The 21,323-nt window shown below is 62.8% G+C and carries 19 protein-coding genes; 16 read left to right on the top strand and 3 right to left on the bottom strand.

Annotated elements, in window-relative coordinates; translation table 11 throughout:
- The first annotated feature begins 131 nt into the window (after window positions 1–131).
- Genes KUV49_RS01360 through KUV49_RS01350 form a run of 3 tightly spaced genes read left to right on the top strand, consistent with a single transcriptional unit; the run spans window position 132 to window position 3,136 of the window.
- The gene (locus KUV49_RS01360) at window positions 132–1,256 is read left to right on the top strand and encodes a C4-dicarboxylate TRAP transporter substrate-binding protein (RefSeq protein ID WP_222451275.1); all 1,125 of its coding nucleotides are present in this window, start codon (window positions 132–134) and stop codon (window positions 1,254–1,256) included.
- A gap of 38 nt (window positions 1,257–1,294) precedes the next feature.
- Window positions 1,295–1,816, top strand: a complete 522-nt coding sequence (locus tag KUV49_RS01355) for a TRAP transporter small permease subunit (RefSeq protein ID WP_222451274.1) — start codon at window positions 1,295–1,297, stop codon at window positions 1,814–1,816.
- Between the two features lie 12 nt (window positions 1,817–1,828).
- Entirely contained in the window at window positions 1,829–3,136 is a 1,308-nt protein-coding gene (locus KUV49_RS01350) for a TRAP transporter large permease (RefSeq protein WP_222451273.1), read from the top strand.
- A gap of 32 nt (window positions 3,137–3,168) precedes the next feature.
- Here the strand turns inward: KUV49_RS01350 and KUV49_RS01345 are convergent, their stop codons facing one another.
- Together KUV49_RS01345 and KUV49_RS01340 are read right to left on the bottom strand one after the other, a co-directional pair.
- Complete coding sequence (locus KUV49_RS01345) at window positions 3,169–3,540, bottom strand: cupin domain-containing protein (RefSeq protein ID WP_222451272.1); 372 nt, start codon at window positions 3,538–3,540, stop codon at window positions 3,169–3,171.
- 11 nt (window positions 3,541–3,551) lie between these two features.
- On the bottom strand, window positions 3,552–4,943 hold the full coding sequence (locus KUV49_RS01340; protein WP_222451271.1) for an NAD(P)/FAD-dependent oxidoreductase: 1,392 nt from the start codon (window positions 4,941–4,943) through the stop codon (window positions 3,552–3,554).
- A 589-nt stretch (window positions 4,944–5,532) separates the two neighbouring features.
- Between KUV49_RS01340 and KUV49_RS01335 the strand changes: the two genes are divergently transcribed.
- From KUV49_RS01335 to KUV49_RS01310, 6 genes are all read left to right on the top strand, one after another.
- Window positions 5,533–7,569, top strand: a complete 2,037-nt coding sequence (locus tag KUV49_RS01335; protein WP_222451270.1) for a hydantoinase/oxoprolinase family protein — start codon at window positions 5,533–5,535, stop codon at window positions 7,567–7,569.
- Window positions 7,570–7,573: 4 nt separating this feature from the next.
- Entirely contained in the window at window positions 7,574–9,241 is a 1,668-nt protein-coding gene (locus tag KUV49_RS01330; protein WP_222451269.1) for a hydantoinase B/oxoprolinase family protein, read from the top strand.
- Window positions 9,242–9,313: 72 nt separating this feature from the next.
- Window positions 9,314–10,414, top strand: coding sequence for an ABC transporter ATP-binding protein (locus KUV49_RS01325; protein WP_222451268.1), 1,101 nt, complete (start codon window positions 9,314–9,316; stop codon window positions 10,412–10,414).
- 6 nt (window positions 10,415–10,420) lie between these two features.
- On the top strand, window positions 10,421–11,344 hold the full coding sequence (locus tag KUV49_RS01320; protein ID WP_222451267.1) for an ABC transporter permease: 924 nt from the start codon (window positions 10,421–10,423) through the stop codon (window positions 11,342–11,344).
- Window positions 11,337–12,143, top strand: a complete 807-nt coding sequence (locus tag KUV49_RS01315) for an ABC transporter permease (protein ID WP_222451266.1) — start codon at window positions 11,337–11,339, stop codon at window positions 12,141–12,143. The genes KUV49_RS01320 and KUV49_RS01315 overlap by 8 nt, the downstream gene beginning before the upstream one ends.
- 29 nt (window positions 12,144–12,172) lie before the next feature.
- On the top strand, window positions 12,173–13,207 hold the full coding sequence (locus KUV49_RS01310; RefSeq protein ID WP_222451265.1) for an extracellular solute-binding protein: 1,035 nt from the start codon (window positions 12,173–12,175) through the stop codon (window positions 13,205–13,207).
- 164 nt (window positions 13,208–13,371) lie between these two features.
- Here KUV49_RS01310 and KUV49_RS01305 read toward each other — a convergent pair whose 3' ends face one another.
- A complete protein-coding gene (locus KUV49_RS01305) occupies window positions 13,372–14,097 on the bottom strand; it encodes a GntR family transcriptional regulator (RefSeq protein ID WP_222451264.1) in 726 nt (241 codons plus the stop codon).
- Window positions 14,098–14,219: 122 nt separating this feature from the next.
- Here KUV49_RS01305 and KUV49_RS01300 point away from each other — a divergent pair, with 122 nt between their 5' ends.
- The 7 genes from KUV49_RS01300 to KUV49_RS01270 all read left to right on the top strand — a co-directional run bounded on the left by KUV49_RS01300 (window position 14,220) and on the right by KUV49_RS01270 (window position 21,316).
- Window positions 14,220–15,263 carry a transporter substrate-binding domain-containing protein gene (locus tag KUV49_RS01300; RefSeq protein WP_222451263.1) on the top strand — a complete coding sequence of 348 codons (1,044 nt, stop codon included), beginning with the start codon at window positions 14,220–14,222 and terminating at the stop codon, window positions 15,261–15,263.
- A 90-nt stretch (window positions 15,264–15,353) separates the two neighbouring features.
- Window positions 15,354–16,520, top strand: coding sequence for an amino acid ABC transporter permease (locus KUV49_RS01295; RefSeq protein ID WP_222451262.1), 1,167 nt, complete (start codon window positions 15,354–15,356; stop codon window positions 16,518–16,520).
- Window positions 16,521–16,524: 4 nt separating this feature from the next.
- Window positions 16,525–17,604 carry an amino acid ABC transporter permease gene (locus tag KUV49_RS01290; RefSeq protein WP_222451261.1) on the top strand — a complete coding sequence of 360 codons (1,080 nt, stop codon included), beginning with the start codon at window positions 16,525–16,527 and terminating at the stop codon, window positions 17,602–17,604.
- Between the two features lie 11 nt (window positions 17,605–17,615).
- Complete coding sequence (locus tag KUV49_RS01285; protein WP_222451260.1) at window positions 17,616–18,356, top strand: amino acid ABC transporter ATP-binding protein; 741 nt, start codon at window positions 17,616–17,618, stop codon at window positions 18,354–18,356.
- Between the two features lie 51 nt (window positions 18,357–18,407).
- Window positions 18,408–19,286, top strand: coding sequence for a dihydrodipicolinate synthase family protein (locus KUV49_RS01280; RefSeq protein ID WP_222451259.1), 879 nt, complete (start codon window positions 18,408–18,410; stop codon window positions 19,284–19,286).
- 66 nt (window positions 19,287–19,352) lie between these two features.
- Window positions 19,353–20,600, top strand: coding sequence for an NAD(P)/FAD-dependent oxidoreductase (locus KUV49_RS01275; protein WP_222451258.1), 1,248 nt, complete (start codon window positions 19,353–19,355; stop codon window positions 20,598–20,600).
- 14 nt (window positions 20,601–20,614) lie between these two features.
- The gene (locus KUV49_RS01270) at window positions 20,615–21,316 is read left to right on the top strand and encodes an SDR family oxidoreductase (RefSeq protein WP_222451257.1); all 702 of its coding nucleotides are present in this window, start codon (window positions 20,615–20,617) and stop codon (window positions 21,314–21,316) included.
- The last annotated feature ends 7 nt before the right edge of the window (window positions 21,317–21,323 follow it).

Below are 21,323 nucleotides of genomic sequence, written 5' to 3'. Positions count from 1 at the left end.
AAAGGGCGAGATGTGCCCGGCCCTTAATGAGGGCGCGGGTGCGGCAAAGTCTTAAAGAGTGACGCGGCCGGGACAAAACTGCCGGTCCGGAATGCAAAAAAATAACCAACAACAGGGAAAAGGAAAGTAGCATGAAACATATTGCAGGAGCGCTCGTGCTGGGTCTGTGCTCGGCCGCGACGGTGCCCGCCGTGGCGCAGGAGATCACGGCGAGTACGTGGTTTCCCGATACCTACCCGCTGGTCAAGGATGGCTATCAGGCCCTGGCGCAGGCGCTGGACGAACGATCGGGCGGGGCGCTGACGCTCAAGGTCTATACCGGGGATTCCGTGTTGCCGCCGGGCGCGCACCTGTCCGGCCTGCGCGATGGTATCGTGGACATGACCTATCACGCCGGGACATATACCCCCTCGGACCTGCCGGCGGACAACGCTCTGGCAGCGTTAGGCATTTCCTACAACGACAGCATGGTCCTGACGGCGGCGGTCGCGGACTTCTACCTGAACGACGACCAGATGCAGCAGATGTTCCGGCAGCAGGGCGTGGTTTTCCTGGGGAGCTACGCTTCGCCCTCCTATGCGCTGATGTGCACCACGCCGGTCGTCACTCTGGACGACATATCGGGCAAGAAGATCAGGATGCCGAGCCCGATTCACGCGTCCTGGGCAGGGTCCGTGGACGCGGCCGCGGTCAACGTGCCGTCTTCGGAGATGTTCACGGGGCTGGAAAAGGGTCAGCTCGACTGTGCTGCCAATTCCCCCAACGACCTGAAGTCGCGGTCGCTCTGGGACGTGGCCAAGGAAGTGACCATGCTGGACCTGGGGCAGTATTTCGCGGGATGGCAATACGCCATGAACGAGCCTGCCTGGTCGGGCTTGTCTGAAGAAAACCGTCAGATGCTTGTCGACAGCATTTCTGACAACCTCGTGACGATGACCATCGCGTTCGAGCAATCGGTCGAGGACGCGCTTGGCGAAGCGGGCGATCACGGTGTTTCCGTGCACGAACCCGGAGAAGACCTGCAGGCGGCGCTCGACGCGTTCGTTGCCAAGGAGGTGGAGCCGATGGCGCTGGACGTCGCGGCGCGGCTCGACGTTGAAGGTGCCGAGGACCTGTTGACGCGATTCAACGAGACCTACGAAAAGTGGCAGGATCTTTTGGGTGATGTGGATCGGGATGATGCGGCCGCGCTGCAGGCGATCTTCAAGGACGAGATCTATGGCAAGCTCGATGTCGCGACCTACGGCCTGAAGTGATTTCCGGGTCAGCGGGGACAGCCTGAAAGGAACGATTGATGTTACTGCGTTGGACAAGACGTCTCGGCATCGTCCTGGCCGTCCTCGCGACCGTGAGCCTGTTCCTCATGATGCTTCAGACGGTCATCGACGTGCTGGCCAGCAATCTGGCCGGCCGTCCGATCCCCGGCAACCTCGAGATCATCTCGGTCTATCACATGGTACTGGTTGTCTTTCTTCCGCTGGCCTTCGTCGAGTTGAAGCATGAGCCGATTTCGGTCGACCTGGTCTACCAGATGCTGCCGGAAAGACTGCAGCGATGGGTGCTCGTGGCCGGGTACCTGGTGACGGCGACCTTTTTCGGCTTCTTGCTCTGGCAGACCGGCGCGGATGCCCTGCGGTCCCTCGAGATGAACGAAATGATGATGGGCGCGGTCTTTCTGACCATCTGGCCGGCAAAACTGGCCCTGCCCATAGGCTTTGCGGCGGCGTTGCTGGTTGTGGTCGCGAATGCCTGGCAGGCGGTGACGGACCCGGACTTCAACCCATCGCCGGATGCGCCCGATGACGTCGAGACCTGAACTGGGACAGCAATGGAAAATTTGACAATCGGATTTCTCGGGCTGGGCGCGGGGTTGATCCTGCTGCTGCTGCGAATACAGATCGGCGTTGCGCTGGGCCTGGTCTCCTTTGTGGGGATCGCCGTGCTGCTCAATTCGCGCGCGGCCTGGGGGATGCTGACGGCGGTGCCGTTCAACTTTGTCGGGGACTGGAACCTGACCGCCATCCCCATGTTCCTGCTGATGGGGTTCGTGGCGTCCGAAGCCGGGATTTCCGCCGGACTCTTCCGGGCGATGCGCATCCTGCTGGCGTGGCTGCCGGGGGGGCTGGCCGTGGCCAGCGTCGGGGCCTGCGCGATGCTGTCGGCGGCGTCGGGCTCAAGCGTGGCCACCTCTTCGGCCTTTGCCCGCATCGCGACGCCGGAAATGCTGCGCTATCGCTATGACCCCGGCCTGGCAACCGGCGTCATCGCCGCCTCCGGCACGCTTGGGTCGCTGATCCCGCCGAGCATCCTGATGGTGCTTTACGGCTATCTGGCCGAGGTTTCGATCGCCAAGCTGTTCATGGCGGGGTTCTTGCCGGGCCTGTTGTCGGCGGCCGTATTCATCGCAATGATCGTCATCCGCTGTTCGCTCAATCCAAGTCTGGCACCGGCGGTTTCCGAAAGCTTCACGCGCCGGGACTTCCTGGATGCGGCGAAGGAAATCTGGCCCTTGCCGGCGATCATCGCCGGGGTTCTCATCGGGATTTTCATCGGTCTCTTCAGCCCGACGGAGGCGGGGGCCGTGGGCGCGATGCTGGCCATCGTTCTGGGGGTCGTGCGGCGGTCGCTGAGCTGGCGGACGCTTTACCGCAGCGGGCTGGCGACGCTGACCAGCACCGCGGGTATTTTCATGGTCGTGATCGGGACGACATTGCTAGGCAAGTTCATGACCCTCAGCGGTGTGCCGAGTTACATCGCGGAGTCGTTGTTGTCGCTCGGATCCACCGATCTGATCGTGATCGCGATGGTCGCCGTGCTTTACCTCATTCTCGGGTGTTTTCTCGATTCAATCGGCATCCTGCTGCTGACGATGCCGATCATTCTGCCCGTGGCCCGCGAAGCCGGGATCGAGCCGATCTACTTCGGCATAATCCTGGTGAAGCTGCTGGAGATCGGACTGGTCACACCGCCGGTCGGACTGAACGTCTACATCGTCAAGGGGGCCCTGGGTGACCGGGTTTCGCTGGTGTCCATCTTCCGCGGGGTCAGCTGGTTCATCGCCGTCGACCTGATCACGCTGACGCTGCTGATCTCTTTCCCGATCATCAGCCTCTATCTGCCGTCGCTGATGGGCTGACGGTTGGCGCGGGACCCCGGCGCGGCCGGGGCTCAGCCCCGGTCGGGTTGCAGGATGAAGAACACCTTGCGCACGGGCGTCAGGTTTTCCCAGGTTCCGGCAAAGCCCGCGGCGACGACAAAGCTGTCGCCCGGCCCGAACTCCTGGCTGACACCGTCCGCATCGGTCAGCCGAACCCGCCCTGCGAGAAGATGGCACAGCTCGTCATAGTCGCAGTCGACCCGCTCCAGATGCGGTTCGGCCTCCCAGATGCCGGCCAGTGCGCCGCTTTCGGGGCGCTCGAAATGGCGCCAGCTGCGGGCGGTATAGGGCCGGTCCACGACCGCGGGGTCAGAGACTGTGCTTTGCTTGCCGTCCACGGCGGTGTCACTAAAATCGAGGACGTGTCGGGGAGACCCGGGCATGCTGTTTCCTTTCATGAATCGAACCCGACGCCGAACCTGTCGAGAACCCTGTTGAAGACGGAGCGGCGTCCTGTGGCGTCTTCGCGCGCAAGGCCGTGCTGGGCCATGCGAATGCCAAGCCAGCGGAAGGGTTCGGGCGGGAACGGGAAGGGCCTGCGGCGCACCATGCTCAGCGCCGTTCTCTCGGTCTCGCGCCCTTGCAGAAGGTCGAGCATCGTCAGCGCCGCGAACCGACTGGCGGAGACACCTTGCCCGGTGAAGCCCAAGGCATAGGCCACGCGCCCGCCCTGCGCCGTTCCGGCGAAGAACGTGGTGCGGGCGGAGGTGTCAATGATGCCACCCCAGGCATGGGTCAGCGCCACATCCGCGAGCGGGGGCAGGGCGCGGGCGAAGTTCGCGGCAATTCGGGCGAAGCTGGCGCTTTCGGTCAGAAAGGCGGTGTCGCGGCGCGACCCGTAGTGGTAGATCGCGTCGAAACCGCCCCAGAGGATACGGTTGTCCGCCGTCTTGCGCACGTAGTGGAACTGGTTGCCGCTGTCGGCGATACCGTATCGGCCGGTCCAGCCAATCGCGGCAAGCTCCTCGTCCTCGAGCGGGCGGGTCACGATGGTGTAGTCGAAGATCGGGATGACCGCGCTGCGCAGGCGGCGCAGAAGCGGTGGTGCCGCGTTCGTCGCCAGGACCACCTGGCTTGCCTCGATCCGTCCGCCGGGCGTGGTCAACACCACGCCGCCAGCCTGCTTTGATATCCCGGTCACCGGGGTGTGCTCGTGGATGTCGACGCCTTGGGCCAAGGCGACGCGCCGCAACTCCGCGACCATCTTGCCGGGGTTCAGGAGGGCATAGTTCGGCTCGAAAAGTCCGGCGGAATAGACCGGCGACTTCAGGCGGTCCCGCAAGGCGTCTCCTTCGAGGAAGTGGGACTCACCCCCAAAGCGGCGGCGCAGGGCCTGCTGTGCCTTCAACCCCTCGATCTGCCAGGGGGTAGCCGCGACGGTCAGTTTGCCCTCGCGCTCGAACTCCACTTCCATGCCGAACTCGGCAAGGTCGGATTCGAAATCGTCGAGGTTGGAGATTCCCAGGCGCACCAGTGCCTCGGCCTCTTTCGGCCAGCGTTGCATGGCGTTGCCGATGCCGTGAGAGATGGATGGCGCGCAGAATCCGCCGTTGCGACCGGAGGCGGCATTGCCGCAGACCCCGGCATCGACTAGCGCGATGCGCGCTTCCGGCATGCGCCGACGTGCCTCGAGCGCCGTCCAGAGCCCGGTGAAGCCGCCCCCGACAATGGCAAGATCGCAGCGCAGGTCCGTCTGAGGCGGCGGGCACGCGGGCCGGGGGCCGGTGGTGTCCGTCCAGTAGGGGGTACGCTTGGCAGTGGCGAGGCTTTGCATGGCGTTTGTCATGGGTTCGTCGGCACCTGAGAATGAGCGGTCGATATGAAAGCTGGCTCGGTGCATCGCTCCCTCCGTCTGACGAGCATTATTGATCTGCGCGCGGCATCCGGCGCAGATCTGTGGCGCAGGTCGGCGGCGACGGGAACGTGCGGGGCTGCGCGGTCGTCGTGCCTTTCGCAAGGTACCGCCGCCAACAATGTTGACGCAAATCAATAAACTTCTCGAGAAATGCGAACTTAATTCCTGGAATCGCGAAGCAACAACGCGGTCTCTAGGGCCGCGTTCCAGTCCTGTTCCTTGGGAAGTCCACATGACCTTCGATTTTCGTTAAATACACTAACATAAATAGTCAATTTTATTATCTTGCATCAAAATGATTAACCAATAACCTTTTTCCCATACAGATCGGACAGGGGGGCGCTGGCCCGTCCTGCAATCCGACCGGAATTGCCGGCCGCTGCGCCGTTCCGGGGCTGGGAGGGAGCATACCGATCATGGATCGACCATCGGCGTGCGGAGCACGCAAGGCGCGATGCATCCGTGTCGCGACACAGGACAAATGCATTCTGCCGCCAACGCGGCATACAGGACGGAAAACATGGTAAAAATGGCAATCGAGGTTGGTGGTACGTTTACGGATCTCATCTGGATCGAAGGTGGTGTCGTACACAGCCACAAGGTGCCCTCCACACCGCATGACGCCTCTATCGGGGTGCTGGACGGCCTGAACTCGGCGCTGGACGAGGATCTGTCTGGACTGGATCGGCTGTTTCACGGCTCGACCGTCGCGACGAACGCGGTCATCGAGCGCAAGGGCTGCCGGACTGCGCTGCTGACGACCGAAGGGTTTCAGGACCTTCTGCAGCTTCAGCGGCAGCTGCGCCCCAACGTCTATGCGATTGCCTGCCACAAGCCCGAACCGCTGGTGCCGCTCAACCTGAGTGTCGGGGCGCGCGAGCGGGTGGATGCCGGCGGAGAGGTTGTCACCCCGCTGGACGAGGCAGCGTTGATCGAGACGCTGGAGCTGCTGCTGGAAAAGGAGAAACCCGAGGCGCTGGCGATCTGTTTGCTGCACGCCTACCGCAACCCGCAGCACGAACAGCGCATTCGCGAGATCGTCGCCGAGCGTCGGCCGGACCTTCCCGTTGTCCTGTCGTCGGATGTGTTGCCCACGTTCCGGGAATACGAGCGGGCGTCGACCACCACCATGGCGGCCTACCTCGTGCCGCTGGTTGGGCGGTACCTGGAGCGGCTGGAGCAGCATCTCGATGCCGGGACGCCGGGATGCAACCTGTTCGTCATGCAGTCGTCGGGGGGTGTTCTGCCCAGCAGCGGCTCGCACGGGCGCGGGGTGGAAATGCTGAATTCCGGCCCGGCCGCGGGTGTGATCGGGGCCGTGCGGATGGCCGAGGCGATCGGCGATGACAATGTCATCACGTTGGACGTGGGTGGAACAAGCGCCGATATCTGCCTGATCGCGGATGGTGCGCCCGGCATTACCTCGGAAACCGAGGTGGACGGATTGCCCGTGGGCCTGCCCAGCATCGACATCGCGAATATCGGTGCGGGCGGCGGCAGCCTGGGATGGATCGACGCGGGCGGAATGCTCCAGGTCGGGCCGCGCTCGGCGGGTGCACGTCCCGGACCGGCCTGTTACGGCCATGGCGGCACCGACCCGGCGCTGACCGATGCGCTGGTGCAACTGGGCTGGATCCGGCCGCAGCGCTTCCTGGGCGGCCGCATGACATTGGAGCCCGAGAAGGCGACGGAAGCCCTGAAGGCGCTTGGCGCAGACAGCGGCGAGACGCCCGACGCGATGGCCCAGGCGATGATCGACATCAGCGTGGCCCATGTCAGCCAGGGCATCCGCCTGGTGTCGGTGCAGCGCGGGCATGATCCCAAGGGATACGCAATCTACGCCTATGGCGGCATGGGCCCGATGATCGGGGCGCTCGCTGCCACCGAGTTGAAGGTCGATCGCGTCGTGGTCCCGCCCTATCCGGGCCTGTTCTCGGCCCTCGGGCTTCTGGTCGCGGACCTTAAGCGGATCTACCGCGAGACGAAGCTGATGCCCGTCAGCGACAGCGTGGCCGACGACGTGCGCGGAGCGTTCGAGCGCATCCGCAAACAGGCCGAGGCCGAGTTCGCAGAGTTCGGCGGCACGCCCGAGGACATCGCCTTCGAGTACGAGCTTGAGATGCGTTTCAAGGGGCAGGGATATGAACTGCTGTCGGATGTCGATCTGGATCGGCTGGAACGCGAGGGCAAGGATTATGTTCTGGGCCTGTTCAAATCCACGCACGAGACCCGCTATGGCGCGGTTTCCGCGATGGGTGAGGTCGAGATCGTGACGTTCCGGCTGACGGCCTCGGTCGCCACGGAAAGCGAAGTCATGTCGTCGCTGACACGGCCGATCGACCCGACCGCCGACCCGCAGCCCGCGGATACCGGAGAGATCACCTTTGGCGGTGCGGCGGTCTCTTGCAGCTATTACTGGCGCGGAGACCTGGTGCCGGGCACCGAGATCACCGGCGCCGCCGTCATCGAAGAGCCGACGGCGACGACACTGGTACCGCCGGGCTGGACCGCCACGGTCGACCGCACCGGCGCCCTTATCCTGACCAGCGAGGCCTAATCAGATGTCCGAGAAACTTTCGCCAGCCACCTTCAACATCATCAGCAACGGGCTGCACGGCATCGCGCAGGAAATGGGCGAAAAGCTTGTCCGGTCCGCCTATTCGACGATCATCCGCGAAGCGCGCGATTGTTCGACCTCGTTTCTGGATCGCAATGGCCGGATCATCGCGCAGGCGCAGTTCTGTCCGATCCACATGAATTCGTTCGGCAAGGTTTTCGAGGCCTTCGCCAACAAGTTCGACCTGTCGACGATCCAGCCCGACGAAGGGCTGATCACCAACGATCCCTACAGCGGTGCCCAGCACCTGAATGACATCATCCTGTTCACGCCGGTGTTCTATCGCGACAGGCTGGTCGCCTTCAGTGCCTCGCTGGGGCACCACATCGACACCGGCGGCGGCGCGGCGGGACCCAATGCCTCGGCCAATGACGTCTACTCCGAGGGGCTGCGGATTCCACTGTCGCGCTTCAACGTGCAGCGCGACATGGGCGATGGCCTTTTGGAGCAGTTCATCCGCATCAACGTGCGCCCGCCCAACGAGGTGATGGGCGACATATACGCCCAGTTCTCTGCCAACCGGACGGGCGAAGCGCGCTTCATCGAGATGCTCGAACGCTTCGGCGAAGAGACGGTCCTGGCCGGTGCCGCCGAATTGCAGGACTATTCCGAGCGTCTGGCCCGGGAAGCGATCAGCGCGATCCCCGACGGCACCTACGAGGCCGAGGATTTCGTCGACGACAACGGCTTTACCCCGGAGCGGCTGCGCGTGGCCGTCAAGATCAAGGTCGACGGCGACTCGCTGGAGCTGGATTTCGAGGGCAGCGCGCCGCAGACCAAGGGCATCATCAACTCGCCGCTGGCGGCGACCGTTTCTGCCGCGTTCGGCGCGATCGGCATCCTGCTGGGCGGCGGGCGCATCCCGGTCAACGACGGGCTTTATCGTCCGATCCGCTCGATCAACGTGCCCTATGGCAGTTTCCTGAATCCCAGCGAACCGCGTGCCGTGCGGGCCCGGAACAACGCCTGTCACCGTGTCTATAACTCCATCATGCTGGCCATGTCCGACGTGGTGCCGACCCAGGTTCTGGCGTCGGGGCACGACACGACCAACGCAATCGGGATGGGCCACATGTCGCCCGACGGGTATCGCGTCTACATGGAAGTCGTCGGCGGCGGCTGGGGCGCGTCGGCGGGTGCGGATGGTGCCGATGTCGTGGACGGATATGTCGGCAACTGCTCGAACGTGCCGGTGGAGTCGCTGGAAACCGATTATCCCTTCATGCGGGTCGAGGAATACGCGCTGCGGCGCGGATCGGCCGGCGCAGGGGAGCGCCGCGGTGGTCTTGGGGCGCGTCGGGTCTATCGCATCCTGGCGGATGGCGTCACGTTCAACTCCTACTCGGACAGGTTCAAGGTCGCGCCCTGGGGGCTGTTCGACGGCCAGAGCGGGCAGCATTCCCAGTTCACGGTGGAGCGTGACGGCAAATGCATCAGCCTGCCCTCGAAGGGAAATACCGAATTGATCAAGGGCGACCGGCTGGTCATCGAGACCGCCGGCGGAGGCGGCTTCGGTGACCCCAGGAAACGCGACCGCCAGGTCCTTGAGCGCGAGATTGCCCACGGTCTGCTGACCGCGGAAGACGCGGCCGAGATTTATGGCCTGTCCTGAGGCGGGCGGTACGGAACCTTGCGCTTTCGGGCCGAAAGCACGCGCGTTGGCGCCCTGGCAGAGGAGATCGTCATGTCCGGTCCGGTGAAAGAGGAGTTTGCGATCGACGTGCGCAACGTCAGCAAGATCTACGGGTCCGGCGACAGCGCATTCAAGGCGCTTGACGATATCGCGGTCGCGATCAGGGAGAACGAGTTTTTCACGCTGCTTGGGCCTTCGGGCTGCGGCAAGACCACGCTGCTTCGGCTGATCGCGGGATTCAGCTATCCCAGCACGGGCGAAATCCGGCTGCACGGCCGCGACATCGCCACGCTGCCGCCCCATAGGCGGCCGGTCAACACGGTGTTTCAGAACTACGCGCTGTTTCCGCACATGACGGTCAGCGAGAATATCGGCTTCGGACTGAAGATGCTGGGGTGGCGCAAGGCTGAGATACGCGACAGCGTCGAAAAGGTGCTGCGGCTGGTCAAGCTGGATGCATTGAAGCACCGGCGCACGGCGCAGCTTTCGGGCGGCCAGCAGCAGCGCGTGGCGCTGGCACGCGCGTTGGCCCCGCAGCCGAAGGTTCTATTGCTGGACGAGCCGCTGTCCGCGCTGGATTTCAAGCTGCGCAAGGACATGCAGATCGAGTTGAAGCGCTTGCAGCACGAGACCGGGATCACCTTCATCTTCGTGACCCACGACCAGGAAGAGGCGCTGACGATGGCGGATCGCATCGCCGTCATGTCGGCGGGCCGCATCCTGCAAATCGGTGCCCCGCGCGAGATATACGACCGGCCGGCGGAGCGTTTCGTCGCCGATTTCATCGGCGAGAGCAACTTCTTGACGGCCCGAGTGCTGTCCTGTGCCGGCGGCACGGCCGAGGTGGCCTTGTCCGAAGAAACGCGCATCCCGGCGCGCGTTGCCGAAGGGTTCGAGCCTGCCGGGCAGGTCAGCCTCGTGGTGCGCCCCGAACATGCCGAACTGGTCGACGCGCACGCCGACGCGCATCTGACCGGACGGCTTGAGGATGTGGTCTATTTCGGCACCGACACGCATTTCCACGTCGCCCTGAATCAGGGGCGCTTCATCGTGCGGCGCCAGAACAACCGCAGCGCGGGCGACGCACCGCAAAGGGGCGCCGCCGTCGGCATCAGGATCGACGATGGCGCGGCACAGATATTGAAGGATTGACGCATCATGGCACATGCCGGCGAAATCGCCAGACGGTCGGAGTTACGCGATATCCGCAGCAGATGGCTTCTGGCGTCGCCTGCGCTGTTCATCATTGCGCTGGCCTCCATCGGCCCGCTGGCCGTCGTGTTCGTTTATTCCTTCCTGACACCTGGCGCCTATGGGGATGTGATCTGGGAGTTCTCGCCCGATGCGTGGATCTCGGTCTTTCTGAAGCGCGACATATTCGACAATACGCTGTCGCTGGCCGATGCGCACATGTCCATCTTCTGGCGGTCCTTGCGCCTGTCGTTTCTGACCACGCTCATTGCCTTGCTGCTGGGCTTTCCCACCGCCTATTTCATCGCGACGCGATCAGCCCGCACGCGGGAAATCTGGCTGTTCCTGATCACCATTCCGTTCTGGACCAACCTGCTGATCCGCACCTTCGCGATCCAGGAACTCATCCGTAACGAAGGCATCGTCAACAACCTGTTCATCAAGCTCGGTTTGATCGGCGAACCGATCCAGATGATGTTTACCGATTTCGCCATCCTTCTGGGTATGGCCTATGTCTATTTCCCGCTGATGGTGCTGCCGCTTTATGCCAGCATGGAGAAGATCGACTTTCGGCTCGTCGAGGCGGGATACGACCTTTATGCCACCCGCTGGCGCGTGCTGCGGCATGTCATCGTGCCGCTGACCAAACCCGGCATCATCGCGGGCTCGATCCTGGTCTTCATCCCGACACTCGGCGCCTATGTGACGCCGCGCGTTCTGGGCGGCGGCCGCAACCTGATGATGGGCAACCTGATCGAGCTGCAATTCGGACAGGGCCGGAACTGGCCCTTGGGGGCGGCGCTGTCGATGACCCTGCTGGCCATCGTCCTGGTGGCGCTGATGGTCTACGTCCGTTTCGCCGCCAGGACCGGAGGACACAATCATGGCTAGAAGGCAGGCTTTCGACGTCCGGCACCAATCCGGCTTTCCCACCATCGCGCTGGTCTGCTTCTTCCTGCTTTACCTGCCGATCGCCGCACTGGTCGTCTATGCATTCAACTCCGGCTCTTCGGTGGCCATCTGGGAAGGGTTCTCGTTGCGCTGGTTCGTTGCCGCCTGGAACAACGAGCAGGTTCTGGAAGCGTCGTGGCGCTCGCTTCGCATCGCGACCTGCGCGGCCTTCATCGCCACCGCGGCGGCCACGATGGCGGCGCTGGCGACAACCCGGACCCGTCGCTATCGCGGCCTGAACGCCAAATACGCCTTCATCAACATGCCATTGATGGTGCCCGAGATCGTCGTCTCGGTCGCGTTGCTCATTTTCTTTTCGCGCATCAAGCTGGCCACTGGCTATACCGGACTTGGCTATCTGATCGCGGCGCATGCCGCATTCTGCATTCCCTTTGCCTATCTGCCGATCCGGGCGCGACTGGAGATGACGGACCTGACGCTGGAGTCAGCGGCGGCGGATCTCTATGCCACGCCATGGAAGGCCTTTCGCTGGGTGACGCTGCCGCTTCTCTGGCCCGGGATCTTCGCCGGCCTGATGCTCGCCTTCGTCATTTCGCTGGATGACGTGGTGATCACGGAATTCGTCAAGTCGGCCGGGCAGGACACGCTGCCGACGTACATGCTTGGCCAGCTCAGGCGCGCCGTAACGCCTGAAATGAACGCGATATCAACGGTGTTCCTGCTGATCTCCGTCGGTATCGTCACGATCTTCTTCATCGTCAGCAGGAAACGGACCTAACAGAGAAACAACAACAGGGAACAACGACAATGAATTGGCAAATCGGTACGACGGCAATGGGCCTCGCCATCCTGGCTTTCAGCGGATCGGCGCAGGCGGACGGCACGCTCAACATCTTCAACTGGGGCAATTACACCAACCCCGAACTCGTTGAGAAGTTCGAACAGAAATTCGACGTGAAGGTGACCCTCACGGACTTCGATTCCAATGACACGGCCCTGGCGAAGGTACGCCAGGGCGGTCATGGCCTGGACATGGTCGTCACGTCATCGAGCGTGCTGAACATCTGGATCGACGAAGGCCTGCTGCTGGAAACGCGCCCCGATCAGATGGAGAATTTCGAGCATGTCGATGCGCGCTGGATCGACGTGCCCTTCGATCCGGGGCGGCATTATTCCGTCCCGTGGCAATGGGGCTCGACCGGGGTTTTCGTGAACACGTCGGTCTATTCCGGCGATCCCAACACCTCGGCCATCTTCCTTGACCCGCCCGAGGAACTGGTCGGCAAGGTGACGGTCATTCCGGAACTCTCGGACGTGATGCACATGGCGGTCTCCTATGCCGGAGGCGAGCCTTGTACGGGCGACATGGAGGTGCTGAGAAAGGTGCGCGACACATTGCAGGAGGCCAAGCCGAAATGGATCTCCATCGAGTACGATTCCATCGAGCAAGTGGTCAAAGGTGACGTGTCGGCGGGAACCGGATGGAGCGGCGCAACAATGCGTGCGCGCCTGCAAAACCCCGATATCGTCTACGGCTATCCGAAGGAAGGCTATCCATTGTGGATGGACAACGTCGCCGTCCTGAAGGACGCCAGGAATGTCGAGAACGCAAAGCTGTTTCAGAACTTCATCATGGAGCCGGAGAATGCCGCGTTGATTTCGGAGTTTGCGCGGTATGCCAACGGCATCAAGGGGTCTGAAGCCTTCCTGCCCGACGATATGAAAGATGCGCCGGAAATCGTCATTTCTGAAGAATTCGTCGAAGCGGGGGCCTTCATGCAAACCTGCCCGCCGGACGTTCAGGAGATATATACAAGGCTCTGGACCGAGCTGCTGAAGTAGGTGAGCCGAACCGGACCCGACAGGAGCGCGCCGGACGATCGAGCAATACGAGGGCTCCGGGCCCGGCGCGCGCGACCGAACCGACGGCCAGACCTATGAGACCGAGGCCGGCAAGCTCTCATTTTCACCCAACGTGCCAACGGGGTGCAGGTCACACCCCCTGGCTATCGAGCCATCTCGCTGACGTCGAAATCGAAATCGTCGTCGTATCTTGCGCGCAGGAAATCCATGAACTGCGAGTGGAACTGCCGGGTGTGTTCGTGTGCGAGCCGGTCGGCTTCCGCCACGTCCTGTGCATGGATCGCCTCCACGATGTCATAGTGATCCGTGGACAGAAGCCGATCCGAGGATGACGACTGGATGAAGTCGAAGTGCATGTGCAGCATGCGGCGTCCCTCGTCGAGCAATCTTTCATAGGCCCGGGCGAGGTGAGGGTTTTTTCCTGACGTCGCAACGCTCATATGGAAATCCCGGTTCGTCGCGGACATTGCAAGGTAATCATTCTTCTCGCAGGCCGCGTCGAACGCTCGGGCCTGCCTGGTCATTTCCTTGATTTCAGCCGCCGAGCGGTTGCGCGCCGCGAGGCGGGTGTTAATGCGCTGAAGATAGTCGAGCGCTTCCACGTAGCGCGGGAAACCGACGAGGTCGATCGGTGCCACCAGGGTCGATCGGTTCGACAGCATTTCCACAAGACCGTCTGCGGACAGCCGGACAAGTGCTTCGCGAACCGGGGAGCGAGACATCGCGAATCTGTGCGAGATGGTGGTTTCGTCGAGCGGCGCACCCGGTTGCAATTCGAGGGTCAGGATCTCGCGTTTAAGTTCCTCGTAGACGTATCGTGCGCCTTTGCCGCGCGCCTGCTTTTCCACTACCGGATTATTTTTGCTCATTTTTCTCAAACTGCTTTCTGCACGCTCATCATACTTAGCACGCCCCGGTCTCAAAATCTATTGACAGGTCGACACTGTGTCGACAAAAATCTTGCATGCAGTATGTCGACAGGGAGACTCTGATGAAACAGAAAAAGCACTTAATGCTTGCCACCACACTTCTCGCCGGGTTCGCCACGGCGGGTTCTGCCCAGGTTGCAGAGGACAGCCGCCTTGGCACCGTCCTCGAGCGCGGTTCGCTGCTCTGTTCCGGTCACAACGGATCGTTCCAGGGCTTTGCCGAGGTCGACGACCAGGGCAACTGGAAAGGGGTCGATATCGACCTGTGCCGTGCGCTTGCCGCGGGTCTTTTCGGAACCTCCGAGGGCAATCTCGAAATCGTTCCGATTTCGTGGGCGCAGCGCTGGCCGGCGCTTCAGTCCGGTGACATCGACGTGGTGATCAAGGTTTCGGGCTGGACCCAGAGCCGCGATACCGAGTTGAACCTCGCCTTCAGCCGCCCGTACTTCATCGGGGCCTTCCAGGCGATGTCGCGTGGAGAGCTTGGCGCGCAGCAGATTGCCGATCTGGCGGGCGGCACGATCTGTGTCGCTGCGGGGACCTCGACAGAACGCGCCCTCGCGACCTATCTCGAAACGAAGGACATCGACGCGGAGCTTCTGACCTACGAGAACGGCGACGAGCTGCGGAACGCCTACTTCGAAGGCCGTTGCGACGGTCTGGTGGAATGGGCGCCAAGCCTTGCCGCCTCGCGGGCCGATGCCCCGGACGGGGCCGAGAACCACACGATCCTGCCCGATGTGATCGCGCTCGAAGCCGAAGGAATCGTCGTTCCCGAAGGTGATGACGACTGGCTCGACGTTCAGAACTGGATGTTGTCGTCGCTGTGGTTCGCCGAGATGGAGGGGATCACCTCGGAGAACGTGGACGACGTTCGCGCCGATCCGCCCTCGGAAACCGTCGCCAAGTTCCTCGGCGTTTCGCCAGGCTATGGCGAGCGTCTCGGGCTCGACGATGACTGGGCCTACAACATGATCAAGGAAGTCGGAAACTTCTCCGAGCTCTACGAGCGCAATATCGGAGCGGGGTCGCGCTATGGTCTGGATCGCGGAATCAACGCGCTCTACACCGATGGCGGCGTGTTCTACCCGATGATCATCGACTGATCGAAGACCAGCAAAGCCACGGGCCGGGGCGACACGCGATGCCCCGGTCCTGCCCAACCTCCAAATTCCATCGCTCTCCCGGAGGCGCGCATGTCCGCAATCCTGAAGAACAGAAGAATACGCGACAAGCTGGTGCAGATGCTCTTTGTCGGCGGGCTGGTGTTGCTGGTTCTGTTGATGGTGCTGACGGCCCGCAGCAACCTTGCGGCGCAGGGGTTGACGTCGGGCTTCGGATTCCTGGAGCGTACGACCGGATGGCGGATCAGCTTTTCGCTGATCGACTACTCGACGTCGTCGACATATGCCCGGGCCATTCTTGTCGGACTGCTAAACTCGCTATTTCTCGGGGCCTTGTCCCTGCCAATCGCGACGGTGATAGGCATCGCCGTCGGGGTGATGCGGACCTCCGGCAACGGGATGGCCGAGCTGATCGGCGCGATATACGTGGAAATCTTCCGGAACGTCCCGCTCATCCTCCAGCTTTTCTTCTGGTATGCGATCCTGCTGGCGCTTCCGTCGCCCCGGAATGTCGAGCCGATCCTGGGCTCTGTCGCACTCACGGGGCGTGGCATCTACATCCCCGGCCTCAACGTGTCGGGCGGGTCGGTACTTGTCGCTGTCATGATCCTGCTGGCCGGCATCGCGGTTGCTCTTTGGGCCGGCAAGACGCGCTGGGCCCGGGCGGATCGTGCTCGGGTCCGTTTCGAAAAGAGGATCCTGTGGGCGATAGTCGCGGCGCTTGGCGTGGTGACGCTCTGGCTCGGCAGGATCCCGGATACGCCTTTGCTGACGCTGCCCGAGGCGCGGGGCCTCAACTTCGACGGTGGTATTCGTGTCTCGCCCGAGCTGATGGCCTGCGTCATCGCAATCTCGATCTACGGCGGGGCCTACATCGCGGAAATCATCCGCTCGGGCTTCAACGCGGTGCCCAAGGGCATGAAGGAGGCCGGCCACGCCCTGGGGCTTTCGGGGCTCCAGATCTTCTCGCGCATCCGGCTGCCGCTGGCCATCCGCATCGTGATGCCGACGCTGATCAACCAGTATGTGTGGCTGTTCAAGGCGACGACAATCGGCATCGCCATCAGCTTTACCGACTTCTTCATGGTGATTTCGACCTCGATCAACCAGTCGGGCCAGACGCTCGAGCTTATCGGCATCCTGATGGGCGGGTTCCTGATCATCAACTACACGCTTGCCTGGGTGCTGAACCGGGTCAACGACGCGATCGCGCTCCGCGGCACGCAGCTGAGGATGTGATACCATGAATGCCAGTTCCCCCGCCGAGATTTCTCGCCAGTCGCTGCCGAATGTCCTGAAGGACCGTTATTTCGCGACCCGGATCGACACGGTCGTCACGCTCACATTCGGCGCGGTGTCCCTGTGGCTTCTATGGTCGTTCTTCGAATGGGCCGTGCTGCACGCCTATTTCGATCCTGCCAACCGCGATGCCTGCGTGCAGTCCGAGGGGGCCTGCTGGGCCGTGGTCACGGCGCGGTGGCGGATCGTCTTGTTCGGGCTTTACCCTTTCGAGGAACAATGGCGCTCGGCGCTGGCCTGTCTGGCCATCGTCGTCACCACGGTCCTGAGCTGCCTGCCCTGGTTCTGGTCGGCCCTGCGCCTGGCGCTGCTCTGGGTCGTTGGCTTTGCCGCCTTCTACATCCTGATGCGCGGCGGCATGTTGGGCCTGGAACTGGTCAGCGAGCGCGACTGGGGCGGGTTGGCGCTGACGCTCTTCATCTTCGCGGCCGTCGTGCTGCTTGGTATGCCGCTGTCGATCGTCTTCGCGCTTTTGCGGCGCTCGGAGCTGCCGTGGATCTCGCGCACCATGGGGTTCCTGATCGACACGATCCGGTCGCTGCCGCTGCTGACGATCATGTTCGCCTTCGCGGTCGTTCTTCCCTTCGCGACGCCGGATTGGATGAATGGCCAGCAACTCTATCGTGTGATCGTGGGGTATGCGATCTTCTTTGCCTGCTACCAGGCAGAGATCATCAGGGGCGGCATCCAGTCGCTGCCGGCAGGACAGGAGGAGGCCGCCAAGGCGCTTGGTCTCAGGTACTGGTACCGGGTCGGCTACATCGTCCTGCCGCAGGCTTTCCGCAATGCCCTGCCACCGACGATCAACCAGGTCGTCATCACCTTCAAGGAAACCTCGCTGGTCACCATCATCGGCTTTTTCGACATCCTTGCATCGGGGCGTGCGGCGTCGGGCACGGGCGAATGGTCCTTTGCCACGATCGAGGTCTATGTCTTCGTCGCCCTCATCTTCTTTGTTTTCGTCTTCTCGCTCTCTCGCTACGGCGCATATCTCGAACGCCGCCTGCGCGTGGGTACCCGCTAATGGAGGCTGCCATGTCTGATCCCGCCATCCGAATTGCCGGCATGCACAAGTATTACGGCAAATTTCATGCCCTTCAGGACATCGACCTGACCGTCGCGCGTGGCGAGAAGATCGTCATCTGCGGCCCTTCCGGGTCCGGCAAGTCCACGCTCATCCGGTGCATAAACCGCCTGGAGGAGCATCACTCCGGCACGATCGAGGTGATGGGAACCTGTCTTGACGACAACGTCGATCATATCGACGAGATCCGTCGAGAGGCGGGCATGGTCTTTCAGAACTTCAACCTGTTTCCCCACATGAGCGTGCTGGACAACTGCACGCTGGCGCCGATCCTCGTGCGCAAGACGGCGCGTGCCGAGGCCGAGAACGTGGCGATGCGCTATCTCGAACGGGTGAAGATCCCCGAGCAGGCCCACAAGTTCCCCGGCGAGCTTTCGGGCGGTCAGCAGCAGCGCGTGGCCATCGCGCGCGCCCTGTGCATGAACCCAGAGATCATGCTCTTCGACGAGCCGACCTCTGCGCTTGACCCCGAGATGATCTCGGAGGTGCTGGAGGTCATGGTCGGCCTCGCGAAGGAAGGCATGACCATGGTCTGCGTGACCCACGAGATGGGCTTTGCGCGGCAGGTGGCCGATCGTGTGATCTTCATGTCCGAAGGCCGGATCGTGGAAGAAGCGCCGCCCGAAGAATTCTTCACCAACCCGCAAAACGAACGCACCCGGACCTTCATCGGTCAGGTGATGGGTCACTGATCCGCAATCCAGCGAACGGTTCGCGTCTGTCACAAGAAAGGAACGACCCCCATGAAACTGCAAGGCGTCATGCCAGCACTCGTCACGCCCTTCGACCAGAACGGCAAGATCGACTTCGAGGCTTTCGAAACCCACCTGAACAACCTGCGCGCCGCCGGCGTGTCGGGCTGGGTGCCCTGTGGCTCCTCTGGCGAATACAACTTCATGAGCGATGCCGAGCGCGAGCAGGTGCTGACCTTCGTCAAGGATTTCGCGAATGAGGGCGAGACCCTGATCGCCGGCACCAACGCCCCTCACACCGCCGGCGTGATCGAGAACACGCGCCGCGCCAAGGAGATCGGCTATGATGCCGTCCTGCTGGCGACGCCCTTCTACACCAAGCCGACCGATGCCGAGCTCGAGACGCACTTCAAGGCGGTGCTCGACGCGGTCGATATCAACATCGTGCTCTACTCCTACCCCGACAAGGACGGGATCGAGCTGAGCTACGATCTTCTGGATGCGCTGGCCGATCATCCGCGGATCATCGGCATCAAGGAAAGCTCGGGATCGCTGCAACGCGCCATCGGTATCGCGACGCGTTACAAGGACCGCATCCAGCTTGTCTCGGGTTCGGACGACATCGCGCTCGACTTCATGTTCTGGGGTGCCGAATCGTGGATCTGCGGCCCGGCCAACTGCATGGGCAAGGCCGTCTGCGACCTGGACCGGACCTATCGCGCCGGCGATCTGGAAAGGGCGAAAAAGCAGATGACGACGCTCTACAACGCGATGAACATCCTGGAATCGGGTAAGTTCGTCCAGAAGCTGAAATACGGCTGCGAGTTGCAGGGGACCCCGGTCGGCGAATGCCGGATGCCGCTCGGTCCGCTGACCGACGACGAGAAAAAGGCGTTTCAAGAGGCCATGGATCCAATACTTAACTGGTAACTCTACCGCCCGGGGCGGTCGCAGGACCGTCCCGCATTTTCTGAAGATCCATCTTTCGGGGCCACTGTGACGGATACGGGCAGCAGAACTCTTGTTATTGGCGCCGGGGTGATCGGCGCCGCTATCGCCCACGAGCTTCAGAAGCGCGGGCGGCAGGTGACGCTGGTGGACCGCGACGCGCCGGGACGGGGCGCGTCCTACGGCAACATGGCCTCGATCGCGGTGACCGAGTTCATGCCGGCGTCGCGCCCGTCGGTCTGGCGTCAGATCCCCGGATGGCTGCTTGATCCGGAGGGTCCGATCCGGGTGCGCCCGGCGGCCATGCCGCGCCTCGTGCCCTGGTTCCTGCGGTTCCTCGCGGCGAGCCGGCCGGGCAAACTGCGCGAACTGGAGGCGCAGGGGGCTGCGCTGTGTGAACGCGCGCTGCCTGACACCGAGGCATTGCTGCGCGAGATTGGCGCGGAGAGCGAGCTTTCGCAGGAAGGGTGCCTCTCGCTCTATACCGACGAGGCCGAGTTCCGTGCCGACCGCGATCATATCGAGATCCTCGAACGCTACGGTTTCCGGCACGAAATCCTCGGTCAGAATGTTGTCCGCGACCTTGAGCCGGAGATCACCACCAGGATCGGCAAGGCGGTTCTGTTCCCGGACAACCGCTCGCTGAAGGACCCCTATCGCTACGTCACGCGTCTGGTCGAGCGGTTCGAAGGCTTGGGCGGAAGGATCGTGCGCGGCAACGTCACCGGGTTCGAGCGCAGTGACCGGATCGACGCGGTGTTGCTCGACGACGGCACGCGGCTTGGGGCGGACGAGGTCGTGCTTTGTGCCGGGGCCTACACGGCGCGGCTTTCGAAGAAACTGGGGGAACCGATCCCGCTCGAAACCGAGCGCGGGTACCACACCCAGATCGCGAAACCGGGCATCTCGATGCGCCATTCGATCATCTGGCCGGCGCGCGCCTTCATGGTGACGCCCACCGCCGGAGGTATCCGCGTCGGTGGCACCGTCGAGATGGCGGGGCTGGATGCGGCACCGGATTACCGCCGGGCAAAGATTACCGTAAAACGTGCCCGCGAGGCGCTGCCGAACCTGAGCGTCGAGGACACGACCGAATGGATGGGCCATCGTCCGGCGCTGCCCGACACGGTGCCGGTGATGTCGGAGTCCGGAAAGACGCGCGGCGTCTACTACGCGACCGGGCACGGACATCTCGGACTGACCTATGCCGCCACCTGCGCGCGGCTCATGGGTCAGCTTGTCACCGGGGAGAGGCCGGAACTCGACCTCCATCCCTATCGAATCAACCGTTTCTGAAAAGGAGCCGAAACATGACCGAAAAGGTTTGTCTGATCGTCGGCGGGGGCCGCGGCATGGGTGCTGCCACCGCGCGGGAAATGCATGGGCGTGGCTACAGGCTGGCGCTGATGTCGCCGTCCGAAAGCTGCGAAAAGCTCGCCGAGGAACTGGGCGGGGTTGCCCGCCGTGGCAAGGCCGAGAATGCCGAGGACATCCAGGGCATTTTCGATCTGACGATGGAGACCTGGGGCCGCGTGGACGCGGTGTTGATCCATGTCGGCGGCCCGCCCAAGGGCGACTTGCTCGAAATCCCGGAAGAGGACTGGGACAAGGCCAACGAGATGACGATCAAGCCGGTCATCCGGATGGCCAAGCTCGTCACGCCGGTCATGGAGAAACAGGGCGGCGGGTCGATCGTGAACATCACGACGTTCTCCGCGCTCGAACCCTCGCTGATCTTCCCGACCTCGAGCGTCTATCGCGCTGGCGTTTCGGCCTTCACCAAGCTTTATTCCGACCGCTACGGGCCATCGAACATCCGCATGAACTGCCTTCTGCCCGGTTTTACCGACAGTCTAGACCTGCCGCAGAAATACGCGGACATGTCGGCGCTTGGCAGGCTCGGGAAGGCCGAGGAACAGGGCAAGGCTGCCGCATTCCTGTTGTCGGAAGACAGCGGCTACATCACCGGCCAGAGCCTTCGGGTCGACGGCGGCGTCACGCGGGCATTGTGAGACAGGC

It is taken from the genome of Roseovarius atlanticus (assembly GCF_019802205.1).
Classification (GTDB): Bacteria; Pseudomonadota; Alphaproteobacteria; order Rhodobacterales; family Rhodobacteraceae; genus Roseovarius; species Roseovarius atlanticus_A.
The sequence above is the reverse complement of the archived record's forward strand: the minus strand, read 5'-3'. Positions and strand labels throughout refer to the sequence as shown.